This is a genomic window from Bacillus sp. FSL M8-0077 (assembly GCF_038050255.1).
Taxonomy (GTDB): Bacteria; Bacillota; Bacilli; order Bacillales; family Bacillaceae; genus Bacillus; species Bacillus altitudinis.
In genome coordinates, this window is the sequence record NZ_JBBPAF010000001.1 from 116357 (window position 1) to 130851 (window position 14495).

Sequence of the window (14495 nt, forward strand, 5' to 3'; positions counted from 1 at the left end):
AAGGAAGTTAAACTCATGGGAAATGAAGTGCGTGTTCGTTATGCACCGAGTCCAACTGGTCATTTACATATTGGGAATGCTAGAACGGCTCTTTTCAACTATTTGTTCGCACGCAGTCAAGGCGGCAAATTTATTATTCGAATCGAGGATACGGATCAAAAGCGTAATGTAGAAGGTGGAGAAGAAAGCCAGCTTCGTCATTTGCAGTGGCTCGGGATTGATTGGGACGAGAGCATTGATAAAGATGGCGGCTACGGTCCTTACAGACAATCAGAGCGTAATGATATTTACAAAAAATATTATGACGAGCTGCTAGCGAAAGACTTGGCGTATAAGTGCTATTGTACGGCTGAAGAACTAGAAGAAGAGCGTGAAGCACAAATTGCCCGCAGTGAAATGCCTCGATATTCTGGTAAATGTAGTCATTTATCTAAAGAAGAAGAGGACAAGCTGATTGCTGAAGGAAGAGAGCCAAGCATTCGCTTCCGTGTGCCAATAGGAGAAATCATCAAATTTGATGATATGGTCAAAGGTGATATTTCATTTGAAACAGACGGCATCGGTGACTTTGTCATTGTGAAGAAAGATGGTACGCCAACGTATAACTTCGCTGTAGCAGTAGATGATCATTTGATGGAAATGACCCACATTCTTCGCGGTGAGGATCACATCTCGAATACACCTAAACAAATTATGGTCTTCAATGCATTTGGCTGGGATGTTCCGCTGTTCGGACATATGACGCTGATTGTAAACGAGAACCGCAAGAAATTAAGCAAGCGTGATGAATCAATTATCCAGTTCATCGAACAGTATAAGAACTTGGGCTATTTACCAGAAGCTTTGTTTAACTTCATTGCACTACTTGGGTGGTCTCCAGTTGGCGAAGAGGAACTATTTACAAAAGAGCAGTTCATCGATATTTTCGATGTCAATCGACTTTCTAAGTCACCAGCTCTCTTCGATATGCATAAACTAAAATGGGTGAATAACCAATACGTAAAAGCACTTGATCTTGATCAAGTTGTGGCACTTACACTTCCACATCTTCAAAAGGCAGGCAAGGTAAGCGAGCAGCTGACAGAAGAAGAAAACACGTGGGTGCGCAAACTCATTTCTCTATACCACGAGCAATTGAGCTACGGAGCAGAAATTGTTGAGTTAACAGAGTTGTTCTTTAAGGAGCAAATTGAGTATAATCAAGAGGCAAAGGAAGTTCTTGCAGAAGAGCAAGTACCAGAAGTGATGGTTTCGTTTGCAGGTCAGCTTGAACGTCTTGAGTCTTTCACACCTGATGAAATCAAGGCTGCCATTAAAGCGGTACAAAAAGAAACAGGGCATAAAGGCAAGAAACTATTCATGCCAATTCGTGTGGCTGTCACAGGACAAACGCATGGCCCAGAGCTTCCGCAAAGTATTGAACTGCTAGGTAAAGAGACGGTATTAAACCGCATTAAACAAATATAAGGAAAATCGTTGCGAGGGAGAAGTACAATGTTTTCGCCTATCACAGAAAGAGTCTTCACCGGCTGAAAGAGACTTATAGGCAGACGTTGGAAATGCACCCTCAAGACCCTTGAGGAACACGTATGTTAGTATGCAAGGGCGGTACCCTCCGTTATGGGATGAAGTTGAGAAGGCTTGCAATAAGAGGCTTTCTAAACAGAGTGGAACCGCGTTTTTCAAAACGTCTCTGTCATATGGCAGAGGCGTTTTTTATTTGTCCAAAAAGAGAGTAAGTCCTAAGAGAGATTGATGGGGAAGAACGGGGGGGAGCATGTGTTTTTCAAAATGCTGAAAGAAGATATTGATACTGTGTTTGATCAAGATCCTGCTGCTAGAAGCTACCTTGAAGTAGTGCTAACCTATTCAGGGCTTCATGCGATTTGGGCTCATCGTGTTGCGCATGCATTTTACAAGCGTAAGCTGTATTTTCTTGCGCGGATCATTTCTCAGGTCAGCCGGTTTTTCACAGGGGTTGAGATTCACCCAGCAGCAACCATCGGCCGGCGGTTCTTTATTGATCACGGCATGGGCGTCGTGATTGGGGAAACATGTGAAATTGGCGATAACGTCACTGTTTTCCAAGGCGTGACATTAGGGGGAACAGGGAAAGAAAAGGGAAAGCGGCATCCAACTATTTTGGACGATGCCCTGATTGCGACTGGTGCTAAGGTGCTCGGTTCTATTACAGTAGGAAAAGGGTCCAAGATTGGTGCGGGGTCTGTTGTGTTAAAAGACGTACCAGACCATTCCACTGTTGTAGGTATACCTGGGCGAGTGGTCGTTCAAAATGGAAAGAAAATCAATCGTGATCTCAATCATCAAGATTTGCCAGATCCAGTTTCTGATCGTTTCAAAGAATTGGAGCGAGAAATGGAAAAGCTAAAACGTGAGCTGGCTTCATTGAGCAGAAAGGAAGAACAATCATGACAATCAATATTTATAATACATTGACACGTAAGAAGGAAGAGTTTGTCCCGCTTGAACCAGGAAAGGTCAAAATGTATGTATGCGGACCAACCGTGTATAACTACATTCATATCGGGAATGCAAGACCGGCCATTGTATATGACACGGTACGTAAGTATTTAGAATATAGCGGCTATGATGTGAATTTCGTATCCAACTTTACTGATGTGGATGATAAACTCATCAAAGCAGCAAATGAATTAGGCGAGGATGTCCCAACGATTGCTGATCGATTTATCCAAGCATACTTTGAGGACGTCAGTGCATTAGGCTGCAAAAAAGCAGACCTTCACCCGCGAGTGACAGAAAATATGGATGATATCATTGCGTTTATCGCCACATTGATTGAAAAAGGCTACGCCTATGAAGCAGATGGTGACGTGTATTACAGCACACGCTCATTTGAAGGCTACGGAAAACTGTCTCACCAATCGATTGATGAATTAAAGACAGGTGCCCGTATTCGTGTAGGTGAAAAGAAAAGGGATGCACTCGACTTTGCATTATGGAAGGCTGCAAAGGATCAGGAGATTTCTTGGGATAGCCCGTGGGGAGAAGGGCGTCCAGGCTGGCACATCGAGTGCTCTGCGATGGTCAAAAAGTATTTAGGCGATACGATTGACATTCATGCTGGCGGACAGGATTTAACGTTCCCTCATCACGAGAATGAGATTGCTCAATCTGAGGCTTTGACAGGAAAACCTTTTGCGAAGTATTGGATGCATAACGGGTATATTAATATTGAGAATGAAAAAATGTCAAAATCACTTGGGAACTTTGTGCTCGTACATGACATTATTAAAGAACAAGATCCAGATGTGCTTCGTTTCTTTATGCTGTCGGTTCACTATCGTCATCCAATCAATTACTCCATTGACTTATTGGAAAGTACAAAGAGTGCATTTAACAGACTCAAAACATCTTATTCAAATCTACATCATCGCCTTGAGAGCAGTACCAATTTAACAGAGGATAACACTGAATGGCTGACAAAGATTGAAGAGCAGCGAGCGACATTTATTTCTGAAATGAATGATGACTTCAATACGGCAAATGCCATCTCTGTTTTATTTGAACTAGCGAAACAAGCGAATTACTATATGGAAAATGATCATACTTCCGAGGAAGTGATCAAGGCATTTATTGGCTTGTTCCAAGAAATCACATCCGTCCTAGGCTTCTCACTAGAAGAAAAGCACACGCTTGACGAAGAGGTAGAAGCATTAATTGAGAAGCGGAATGAAGCTAGAAGGAATCGTGACTTCGCATTGTCTGATCAAATTCGTGACCAGCTAAAGAGCATGAATATTGTATTGGAGGACACTCCTCAAGGTACGCGCTGGAAAAGAGGAGAATAGGTCATGTTGAATTTTGAAAAGCTGAAAGACGGAAAACAATTGAACGGACTTGCGCTTGCTTATATGGGTGATGCCATTTTTGAAGTATACGTGAGGCATCACCTCCTCCAAACGGGGGCGACCAAACCAAATGAGCTTCATAAACGTGCAAGTAAGATCGTTTCAGCTAAATCTCAAGCAGCTATTTTATTTGAGCTTCAGCAGAAGGGCTTTTTCACAGAAGCGGAAGAAGCGGTGTTGAAAAGAGGAAGAAATGCAAAATCAGGCACAGTGCCTAAAAACACAGACGTTCAAACGTATCGTTATAGTACAGCGTTTGAAGCGCTCATGGGTTATTTATTTATCGAGAAGCAGGACGAACGCTTAGAAGAGTTGATTAGTCAGGCGATTGAAATCGGAACGTCAGGGAGGAAGACAAATGAGTCAGCAACATGATTATGTGATTGGGAAAAATGCAGTGATTGAAACACTGAAGTCAGATCGGGAGTTATACAAGCTCTGGATGGCAGAAAACACTGTAAAAGGACAAGCCCAGCAGGTCATTGAACTCGCGAAAAAGCAAAATATCACCATTCAGTATGTTCCGAGGAAAAAGCTTGATCAGATGGTAACAGGTCAGCACCAGGGAATCGTTGCACAAGTAGCAGCATATGAATATGCAGAATTGGACGATCTGTATCAAATTGCTGAAAAGCGGAATGAACAACCATTTTTCATCATCTTAGATGAAATTGAAGATCCGCACAATTTAGGGTCGATCATGCGTACGGCAGATGCTGTTGGTGCACATGGAATCGTCATTCCAAAACGACGAGCGGTAGGCTTGACGACAACTGTTGCGAAAGCATCTACGGGGGCCATTGAACATATCCCAGTCGCAAAAGTAACCAATCTTTCCAGAGCTCTTGATGAGATGAAAGAAAGAGGAATCTGGGTCGCAGGAACAGATGCGTCTGCGAAGCAGGACTATAGACAATTTGACGGCACGATGCCTCTCGCTCTTGTCATCGGCAGTGAAGGAAAAGGAATTGGCCGGTTGATTAAGGAAAAATGCGATTTCTTGATTAAATTGCCAATGGCCGGGAAGGTCACTTCATTAAATGCATCAGTCGCCGCTAGTCTATTGATGTATGAAGTGTATCGAAAACGTTATCCGTTAGGAGAATAGAGATGGACATCCTCTTAGTCGATGGATACAACATGATAGGTGCATGGCCTCGTTTGCAGCACTTAAAAGAAAACAGCTTTGAAGAAGCCAGAGACGTGCTGATTCAACATTTAGCAGAATATCAAGCATATACAGGGTATCGAGTCATTGTCGTATTCGATGCCCATATGGTCAAAGGAATCGAAAAGAAGCGGACAAACCACCGAGTAGAGGTCATCTTTACAAGAGAAAATGAAACGGCTGATGAGCGGATTGAAAAACTGGCACAAGACTTGAATAACATTCGGACGCAAATTCATGTGGCGACCTCTGATTATACAGAACAATGGGCGATTTTTGGACAGGGTGCACTTCGTAAGTCAGCACGAGAGCTCTTAAGAGAGATAGAAGTGATTGAACGAAAGATTGAAACACGTGTTAAAAAGATTACTTCTGATAAACCAGCATCCAAAATTGAATTGTCAGAAGATGTATTGAAAACGTTTGAAAAATGGCGGCGGGGAAACTTGGAATAGCTTGACGATATTTCAACCATTATTGTATAATATTTCTATCTAGGTGCGGTCGGGGGGATCGAAGTGAATCTAAACAACAGCAAGGGTAATTCCATCAGAGAGCAATTTTGCCAGTTGGAAGATGAACAAGTCATTGAAAGGGTTCATGTCGGAGATAGTGATGCGCTAGATTATTTAATAACGAAATACCGCAATTTTGTACGTGCCAAAGCAAGATCTTATTTCTTGATTGGAGCGGATCGAGAGGACATTGTCCAAGAGGGGATGATCGGACTTTATAAGTCTATCCGCGATTTCAGAGAGGACAAGCTTACTTCATTTAAGGCTTTTGCAGAATTATGTATTACCCGCCAAATTATCACCGCAATTAAAACAGCTACTCGCCAAAAACATATCCCGTTAAATTCCTATGTATCATTAGACAAGCCGATATACGATGAAGAATCGGACAGAACATTATTGGACGTCATTTCCGGTGCTAAAGCGCTTAACCCAGAAGATTTAATCATTAGCAAAGAAGAATTTGATGATATTGAAATGAAAATGGGTGAATTACTAAGCGAGCTGGAAAGAAAGGTACTTGTGCTTTATCTTGATGGCAGGTCCTATCAGGAGATTTCTGAAGATTTAAACCGTCATGTGAAATCAATTGATAACGCACTCCAAAGAGTGAAGAGAAAATTAGAGAAATATTTAGAGCTGCGCGAGATCAGTCTCTAATCAAACCTATATTGACAGCTTTTTCGACACTGTGATAAGGTACTAAGGAAATGATGTCGAGAAAATAGGTGTAAATATGAGGAAAAAGATTACTCTAGCCTGTAAAGACTGCGGAAGCCGCAATTATACGACAATGAAAAGTGTTGCTTCAGCAGCTGAAAGATTAGAAGTTAAGAAATATTGCAAGACTTGTAATTCACATAAAACACATTTAGAAACGAAGTAGGATTTGCGTTCTTTAATCTGTGGAGGTCTTTTACATGCGTATTATCAGTTTCTTAAAAAGTGTCGGGAAAGAAATGAAAAAGGTCAGCTGGCCAAAGAAAAACGAAATGGTCCGCTACACGATCACTGTTATTTTAACAGTCGTATTTTTTGCCATCTTTTTCTCTTTTCTTGATATAGGAATCTCACAATTAATCGAATTAATTCATTAATACTTGAATAATGGTCTGCTGAACGTGCTATAATAGATCATAATATGACTTGCCAAAAAACCCGTTTTACGGGTTTTTTCAATTGCTTGAAAATATTTACCGGTACTCGAGATTCGTCAAATAGACATTACGAAATGTGGGGAGGGAAGGACTAAATAGTCCTGAACGAAAATGGAAAAGAATTGGTATGTTGTGCATACGTACTCTGGCTATGAAAACAAAGTGAAAGCGAATTTGGAAAAGCGTGTTGAATCAATGGGCATGCAGGATAAAATTTTCCGCGTTGTTGTACCAGAAGAAGAAGAAACGGACATTAAAAACGGTAAGAAAAAAGTAGTGAAAAAGAAAGTATTCCCTGGATATGTACTAGTAGAAATCGTCATGACTGACGATTCTTGGTATGTCGTTCGTAATACACCAGGTGTGACAGGATTCGTTGGATCAGCTGGTTCAGGCTCTAAGCCGACAGCGTTATTACCTGGCGAAGCGGAAACCATTCTGAAGAGAATGGGACTTGAAGAGCGCAAGACAGAAATCGACTTTGAACTAAAAGAAACAGTCAAGGTCATCGATGGACCATTTGCTAACTTCACAGGCTCTATCGAAGAGATTGATTATGATAAAAGCAAAGTCAAAGTATTCGTTAATATGTTTGGTAGAGAAACACCAGTTGAACTTGAGTTCACGCAGATCGATAAATTGTAATTTAAAAGAGCTTGAAATGAGTGTTTAGAAGTGGTAATATAGCAAAGGTACGTCTTGAGTTCGCTCAAGATCGCTAGCTAGTTATTTCGTCATTCATATAAAGAATGAAGTTGTTGAGTGGGAGGGGGATTCCCCTATTACCACATCACGGACTTTAAGGAGGTGTGTCTCGTGGCTAAAAAAGTAGTTAAAGTTGTTAAATTGCAAATTCCTGCTGGAAAAGCTAACCCAGCTCCACCAGTTGGACCTGCACTAGGTCAAGCCGGTGTTAATATCATGGGATTCTGTAAGGAGTTTAACGCTCGTACAGCTGACCAAGCTGGTCTTATCATTCCTGTTGAAATTTCGGTTTTTGAAGACCGTTCATTTACATTTATTACTAAAACTCCACCTGCTGCAGTTTTACTTAAAAAAGCAGCTGGTATTGAGTCTGGTTCTGGTGAACCTAACCGTAATAAAGTGGCAACTGTTAAGCGTGATAAAGTACGCGAAATCGCGGAAACAAAAATGCCTGACTTAAACGCTGCTAGCGTTGAATCAGCTATGCGCATGGTTGAAGGTACTGCACGCAGTATGGGTATTGTCATCGAAGATTAATTTTTTGTCTTGTTGGGTTGCGAGTTTGGTTTTGACAAGTTCGCAACCCTTATTCGTGGGAGGTTATTCCGCTAAAACCACATAAGGAGGATTTTTATAATGGCTAAAAAAGGTAAAAAGTATGTAGAAGCTGCTAAGCTAATCGAACGTACTAAAGCGTATGATGTAGCTGAAGCTGTTGCTCTTACAAAAAAAGCAAATACAGCGAAATTTGATGCGACTGTAGAAGTTGCTTTTCGTTTGGGCGTAGACCCTCGTAAAAACGATCAACAAATCCGCGGTGCAGTTGTACTTCCTAACGGAACTGGTAAAACTCAACGCGTTCTTGTATTCGCTAAAGGCGAAAAAGCAAAAGAAGCAGAAGCTGCTGGAGCAGACTACGTTGGAGATTCTGATTACATCACTAAAATCCAACAAGGCTGGTTCGATTTCGATGTAATCGTTGCGACACCTGACATGATGGGTGAAGTTGGTAAGATCGGTCGTGTACTTGGACCAAAAGGTCTTATGCCAAACCCTAAAACAGGAACTGTTACATTCGAAGTAGAAAAAGCAATCAATGAAATCAAAGCTGGTAAAGTTGAATACCGCGTTGATAAAGCTGGTAACATCCACGCGCCAATCGGAAAGGTTTCTTTCGAGGACGAAAAGCTTGTTGAGAACTTTGCAACAATCTATGACACAATCCTTAAAGCAAAACCTGCAGCGGCTAAAGGTGTATACGTGAAAAACGTTTCTGTTACATCTACTATGGGCCCTGGCGTGAAAGTGGATCCATCTTCTTTCTCTGCAAAATAATTCTTGACTTATCACAACCATTTTGATAATATCAAAATGTTGTAAAATAGAATAATCATTTATACCGTAGACAGCAGGGGCCTTATGGCTTAATTAACCCGCCGAGGTGTATATGTCACAGTCTTACGTTAACGTATGCTTGTATATACAGCCTCCATGTCTTAATGGAGGCTTTTTATATGGAGAACCGTTCGTTAGGAACGTGATGACCTGATCGGTATAAGTGTTACACAAAGAATGTACAGGAGGTGTAACCATGAGCAATGCAATCGATACTAAAAAAGTTGTCGTTGATGAAATTACTTCTAAATTTAAAGACAGTATGTCTACTGTAATTGTAGATTATCGCGGTCTTTCAGTTTCTGAAGTGACTGAACTTCGTAAACAGCTTCGTGATGCTGGCGTAGAATTCAAAGTTTACAAAAACACTTTGACTCGCCGTGCAGTTGAACAAGTTGAACTAACGGGTTTAAACGATTTCTTAACAGGTCCAAACGCTATCGCATTCAGTAACGAAGATGTTATCGCACCTGCGAAAATCATCAACGAATTTGCGAAAAGCCACGAAGCTTTAGAAATCAAAGCTGGTGTTATCGAAGGAAACGTAGCGACTGTAGAAGAAGTGAAGGCTCTTGCGGAACTTCCGTCTCGCGAAGGCTTACTTTCTATGTTGCTTAGCGTTCTTCAAGCTCCAGTTCGTAACCTTGCTCTTGCTACTAAAGCAGTTGCAGATCAAAAAGAAGAACAAGGCGCTTAATGCGTACTTGACGTAAAAAAACTTAAAATGGAGGAATTACAAATGGCTTTAAATATCGAAGAAATCATTGCTTCAGTTAAAGAAGCAACTGTACTTGAGTTAAACGACTTAGTAAAAGCAATCGAAGAAGAATTTGGCGTAACTGCAGCTGCTCCTGTAGCTGTAGCTGCTGGTGGCGGTGCTGCTGCTGAAGAAAAAACTGATTTTGATCTAGTACTTGCTGGTGCTGGAGACCAAAAAATCAAAGTTATCAAAGTGGTTCGTGAAATCACTGGTCTTGGCTTGAAAGAAGCTAAAGAACTTGTTGACAACACTCCAAAACCACTTAAAGAAGGTATTGCTAAAGAAGAAGCTGAAGAACTTAAAGCTAAGCTTGAAGAAGTTGGCGCTTCTGTAGAAGTTAAGTAATCTTCGCCTAATCTTTTGGGAAAGCTCGCTTTTACTGGCGGGCTTTTTCTTTTCTATTCTCCTGAAACGATTGAATCCAGAGGAGGTCCATTCACCATGAGTGACCACTATTATACGGAAAAGCCATCAGTGAAAAGCAATAAACAGACATGGGACTTCACCTTGAGAAACCGTAGCTTTACTTTTACAAGTGACAGTGGAGTGTTTTCTAAGAAAGAAGTCGACTATGGTTCGAGGCTTTTAATTGAAGCTTTTGAAGAACCTGACTTGGATGGCGACGTCTTAGATGTCGGTTGCGGTTATGGACCGATCGGCTTATCGTTAGCAAACGAAATGACAGGCCGCACCATTCATATGATTGATGTGAACGAAAGAGCAGTCGAACTTTCAAAGGAAAACGCTAAGCATAATCGCATTGATAATGTCCGCATCTATCAAAGTGATTTGTTCTCGAATGTTCATTCATCAGCTGCTTTTGCCTCTATACTGACCAATCCCCCAATACGGGCAGGGAAGAAAGTAGTACATGCGATCTTTGAAAAAAGTGCTGATCATTTATTGCCGGAAGGTGAGTTGTGGGTGGTTATTCAGAAAAAACAAGGTGGACCATCTGCGATTGAGAAATTAGAGCAGCTTTTTGGAGAAGTGACGGTCGTTATGAAAAAAAGGGGCTACTATATTATCAAAGCTAAAAAAGTTTGACGCAGTTTCCTAGCTGTGTTAACATTATAAAATGCCAATGTGTATATTTTGCTTGATAGGCTTAAAAAACAACTATTTTGTATAAATTATGCATACTTGGGAAAACTAATAAAATCGGTATTTGTTTTTGGATGTGGTTTTCTTATTTTAGAAACCCTTTTTTCTTTTGTCTTGTAAAAGTATTTCTTTACTGACATTTGAAAGACAGAAATACTTTTTACACATATAATACGCATGATTTGAGGGGTGAATCAGTTGACAGGTCAACTAGTTCAGTATGGACGACACCGCCAGCGCAGAAGCTACGCACGCATAAGCGAAGTGTTAGAATTACCAAATCTCATTGAAATTCAAACCTCTTCTTATCAGTGGTTTCTTGATGAGGGTCTTAGAGAGATGTTTCAAGATATATCCCCAATTGAGGATTTTACTGGTAACCTTTCTCTTGAATTCATTGATTACAGCCTAGGGGATCCTAAGTATCCTGTAGCAGAATCAAAAGAACGTGATGTAACTTACTCTGCTCCACTAAGAGTAAAAGTTCGTTTAATTAACAAAGAAACTGGAGAAGTAAAAGACCAAGATGTGTTTATGGGTGATTTCCCAATCATGACAGACACAGGTACTTTTATCATTAACGGTGCGGAACGTGTAATCGTTTCTCAGTTAGTACGTTCTCCAAGTGTATATTTCAGTGGTAAAGTAGACAAAAACGGTAAAAAAGGTTTTACTGCGACTGTCATTCCAAACCGTGGCGCATGGTTAGAATACGAAACTGATGCGAAGGATGTAGTCTATGTACGCATCGATCGCACACGTAAGTTGCCGGTTACGGTTCTTTTGCGTGCTCTCGGCTTCAGCTCTGATCAAGAGATTCTTGACCTCATTGGCGAGAATGAATACTTACGCAACACGTTGGAAAAAGACAATACAGAGAATGCCGATAAAGCACTTCTCGAAATCTACGAGCGTCTTCGTCCTGGAGAGCCGCCAACTGTTGAAAATGCGAAAAGCTTGCTAGACTCTCGCTTCTTTGATCCGAAGAGATATGACCTAGCAAATGTTGGACGCTACAAGATTAATAAGAAGCTTCATATTAAAAATAGACTATTCAATCAAAAATTGGCTGAAACGCTAGTTGATCCTGAAACAGGTGAAATCCTAGCAGAAAAAGGTCAAATTTTAGATAGAAGAGTGCTTGATAAAGTTCTCCCATACTTAGAAAACGGCATCGGATTTAGAAAGCTTTATCCAAATGGTGGCGTAGTAGAGGATGAAGTAGAACTTCAATCTATCAAGATTTATGCACCAACTGATCAAGAAGGCGAGCAAGTGATCAACGTGATTGGTAATGCATATGTAGAGGAAGCTGTGAAGAACATCACGCCTTCTGACATCATTGCTTCAATCAGTTACTTCTTTAACCTGCTTCATGGAGTAGGTGACACAGATGATATCGATCACCTTGGTAACCGTCGTCTGCGTTCTGTAGGTGAACTTCTGCAAAACCAATTCCGTATTGGTTTAAGCAGAATGGAGCGTGTTGTTCGTGAAAGAATGTCGATTCAAGACACGAACACGATCACACCTCAGCAGCTGATCAACATCCGTCCTGTGATCGCTTCTATCAAAGAGTTCTTTGGTAGCTCTCAGCTTTCTCAGTTCATGGATCAAACAAACCCTCTTGCTGAATTGACGCACAAACGTCGTCTGTCAGCGCTTGGACCGGGTGGTTTGACACGTGAGCGTGCAGGAATGGAAGTTCGTGACGTTCACTACTCTCACTATGGGCGTATGTGTCCGATTGAAACACCAGAGGGTCCAAACATTGGTTTGATCAACTCTCTATCTTCATTTGCGAAAGTGAATCGCTTCGGATTTATCGAAACACCTTACCGCCGGGTTGATCCTGAAACAGGTAAAGTGACGCCGAGAATCGATTACTTAACGGCTGATGAAGAGGATAACTACGTTGTAGCACAAGCGAACGCTATATTAGGTGAAGATGGTTCGTTTATCGATGATAATATCATTGCTCGTTTTAGAGGGGAAAACACAGTTGTTCCTAGAAACCGCGTTGACTACATGGATGTTTCGCCAAAGCAGGTTGTTTCTGCGGCGACAGCATGTATCCCATTCTTAGAAAACGATGACTCTAACCGTGCTCTAATGGGAGCGAACATGCAACGTCAGGCTGTGCCTTTGATGCAGCCAGAATCACCGATTGTTGGTACAGGTATGGAGTATGTATCGGGTAAAGACTCTGGTGCTGCTGTGATCTGCCGCTACCCAGGTGTTGTAGAACGTGTTGAAGCGAAGAATATTTGGGTTCGCCGCTATGAAGACGTTGACGGACAACAAGTCAAAGGAAACCTAGACAAATACAGCTTGCTGAAATTTGTCCGCTCTAACCAAGGGACTTGCTACAACCAGCGTCCTATCGTAAGTGTTGGAGATGAAGTCGTCAAAGGAGAAATCCTTGCAGACGGTCCTTCTATGGAAAAAGGTGAATTGGCTCTAGGACGTAACGTCATGGTCGGCTTCATGACTTGGGACGGTTACAACTATGAGGATGCGATCATTATGAGTGAGCGCCTTGTAAAAGATGACGTCTACACTTCTATTCATATTGAAGAATATGAATCAGAAGCTCGTGATACAAAGCTTGGACCAGAAGAAATTACGCGTGATATTCCAAACGTTGGGGAAGATGCTTTACGCAACCTTGACGAGCGAGGAATCATCCGTATTGGTGCAGAAGTAAAAGACGGAGACCTTCTTGTAGGGAAAGTAACGCCTAAAGGTGTAACAGAACTAACAGCTGAAGAACGTCTATTACATGCAATTTTCGGTGAAAAGGCTCGTGAAGTGCGTGATACGTCTCTACGTGTACCACACGGCGGCGGCGGAATCATCCACGATGTCAAAGTCTTTAACCGTGAAGATGGAGATGAATTACCACCAGGTGTTAACCAGTTAGTCCGCGTATACATCGTTCAGAAGCGTAAAATTTCTGAAGGTGACAAAATGGCCGGACGACATGGTAACAAAGGGGTTATCTCTAAAATCCTCCCAGAAGAAGATATGCCGTATCTTCCAGACGGAACACCGATTGATATCATGTTAAACCCTCTAGGGGTACCATCTCGTATGAATATCGGTCAGGTACTTGAGCTTCATATGGGTATGGCTGCACGTTACCTAGGCATCCACATTGCGTCACCAGTATTTGATGGTGCTCGTGAGGAAGATGTTTGGGAAACGCTTGAAGAAGCAGGTATGTCCCGTGATGCGAAAACAGTCCTTTATGATGGTCGAACTGGTGAACCATTCGACAACCGTGTATCTGTTGGAATCATGTATATGATCAAACTGGCTCACATGGTTGACGATAAACTTCACGCACGTTCAACTGGACCATACTCACTTGTTACGCAGCAGCCGCTGGGCGGTAAAGCACAGTTTGGTGGACAGCGTTTCGGAGAGATGGAAGTATGGGCACTTGAAGCTTACGGTGCAGCATATACACTTCAAGAAATCTTAACTGTAAAATCGGATGACGTTGTGGGTCGTGTGAAAACATACGAAGCGATCGTCAAAGGGGATAACGTACCTGAACCAGGTGTCCCTGAATCATTCAAAGTATTAATTAAAGAACTTCAAAGTTTAGGTATGGATGTGAAAATTCTATCTGGCGATGAAGAAGAGATAGAAATGAGAGATTTAGAAGACGATGAGGAAACGAAGAAAGCAGACGGATTAGCGTTATCTAATGACGAAGATGCTGCAGACCTCGCACCTGTCGATCTTGAACGTGACGCAGTCACAAAAGAATAGCAGAAACGATTAGAGCAAGTG

The 14495-nt window shown here is 41.7% G+C and carries 16 protein-coding genes and 2 other annotated features; all 16 genes read left to right on the top strand.

Going from position 1 to position 14495, the window contains the following annotated elements; translation table 11 throughout:
- Positions 1 to 15 precede the first annotated feature (15 nt).
- A complete protein-coding gene (gltX, locus tag NST57_RS00620; RefSeq protein ID WP_341297831.1) occupies positions 16 to 1467 on the top strand; it encodes a glutamate--tRNA ligase in 1452 nt (483 codons plus the stop codon).
- Positions 1468 to 1698: a binding site (T-box leader), on the top strand. It abuts the gene before it with no gap.
- 81 nt (positions 1699 to 1779) lie between these two features.
- Positions 1780 to 2433, top strand: coding sequence for a serine O-acetyltransferase (cysE, locus tag NST57_RS00625; RefSeq protein WP_017366453.1), 654 nt, complete (start codon positions 1780 to 1782; stop codon positions 2431 to 2433).
- The gene (gene cysS, locus NST57_RS00630; RefSeq protein ID WP_008345429.1) at positions 2430 to 3830 is read left to right on the top strand and encodes a cysteine--tRNA ligase; all 1401 of its coding nucleotides are present in this window, start codon (positions 2430 to 2432) and stop codon (positions 3828 to 3830) included. Before cysE ends, cysS begins: the two co-directional genes overlap by 4 nt.
- Positions 3831 to 3833: 3 nt before the next feature.
- Entirely contained in the window at positions 3834 to 4265 is a 432-nt protein-coding gene (locus tag NST57_RS00635; protein WP_008345428.1) for a Mini-ribonuclease 3, read from the top strand.
- Positions 4249 to 4998 carry a 23S rRNA (guanosine(2251)-2'-O)-methyltransferase RlmB gene (rlmB, locus tag NST57_RS00640; RefSeq protein WP_017359163.1) on the top strand — a complete coding sequence of 250 codons (750 nt, stop codon included), beginning with the start codon at positions 4249 to 4251 and terminating at the stop codon, positions 4996 to 4998. Before NST57_RS00635 ends, rlmB begins: the two co-directional genes overlap by 17 nt.
- Before the next feature lie 2 nt (positions 4999 to 5000).
- Positions 5001 to 5513 carry a ribosome-dependent mRNA decay endonuclease Rae1/YacP gene (gene rae1, locus NST57_RS00645; protein ID WP_007496285.1) on the top strand — a complete coding sequence of 171 codons (513 nt, stop codon included), beginning with the start codon at positions 5001 to 5003 and terminating at the stop codon, positions 5511 to 5513.
- Between the two features lie 63 nt (positions 5514 to 5576).
- Positions 5577 to 6233 carry an RNA polymerase sporulation sigma factor SigH gene (gene sigH, locus NST57_RS00650; protein WP_341083025.1) on the top strand — a complete coding sequence of 219 codons (657 nt, stop codon included), beginning with the start codon at positions 5577 to 5579 and terminating at the stop codon, positions 6231 to 6233.
- A gap of 76 nt (positions 6234 to 6309) precedes the next feature.
- Positions 6310 to 6459, top strand: a complete 150-nt coding sequence (rpmG, locus tag NST57_RS00655; protein ID WP_008356502.1) for a 50S ribosomal protein L33 — start codon at positions 6310 to 6312, stop codon at positions 6457 to 6459.
- Between the two features lie 34 nt (positions 6460 to 6493).
- Complete coding sequence (gene secE / locus NST57_RS00660; protein WP_008345422.1) at positions 6494 to 6670, top strand: preprotein translocase subunit SecE; 177 nt, start codon at positions 6494 to 6496, stop codon at positions 6668 to 6670.
- 171 nt (positions 6671 to 6841) lie between these two features.
- Positions 6842 to 7375 (top strand): transcription termination/antitermination protein NusG, encoded by a 534-nt coding sequence (gene nusG / locus NST57_RS00665; RefSeq protein ID WP_003217197.1) that lies wholly within the window; start codon positions 6842 to 6844, stop codon positions 7373 to 7375.
- A 171-nt stretch (positions 7376 to 7546) separates the two neighbouring features.
- A complete protein-coding gene (rplK, locus tag NST57_RS00670; protein ID WP_003216956.1) occupies positions 7547 to 7972 on the top strand; it encodes a 50S ribosomal protein L11 in 426 nt (141 codons plus the stop codon).
- 99 nt (positions 7973 to 8071) lie between these two features.
- Complete coding sequence (gene rplA / locus NST57_RS00675) at positions 8072 to 8770, top strand: 50S ribosomal protein L1 (RefSeq protein WP_061417646.1); 699 nt, start codon at positions 8072 to 8074, stop codon at positions 8768 to 8770.
- 46 nt (positions 8771 to 8816) lie between these two features.
- Positions 8817 to 8957, top strand: a sequence feature (ribosomal protein L10 leader region).
- Positions 8958 to 9026: 69 nt separating this feature from the next.
- Positions 9027 to 9527 (top strand): 50S ribosomal protein L10, encoded by a 501-nt coding sequence (rplJ, locus tag NST57_RS00680; protein ID WP_003217048.1) that lies wholly within the window; start codon positions 9027 to 9029, stop codon positions 9525 to 9527.
- Positions 9528 to 9569: 42 nt separating this feature from the next.
- Positions 9570 to 9935, top strand: a complete 366-nt coding sequence (rplL, locus tag NST57_RS00685) for a 50S ribosomal protein L7/L12 (protein ID WP_008345418.1) — start codon at positions 9570 to 9572, stop codon at positions 9933 to 9935.
- A 96-nt stretch (positions 9936 to 10031) separates the two neighbouring features.
- Positions 10032 to 10637 (top strand): methyltransferase, encoded by a 606-nt coding sequence (locus NST57_RS00690; protein WP_142153609.1) that lies wholly within the window; start codon positions 10032 to 10034, stop codon positions 10635 to 10637.
- Between the two features lie 255 nt (positions 10638 to 10892).
- Positions 10893 to 14474 carry a DNA-directed RNA polymerase subunit beta gene (gene rpoB / locus NST57_RS00695; protein WP_007496297.1) on the top strand — a complete coding sequence of 1194 codons (3582 nt, stop codon included), beginning with the start codon at positions 10893 to 10895 and terminating at the stop codon, positions 14472 to 14474.
- Positions 14475 to 14495: the final 21 nt, after the last annotated feature.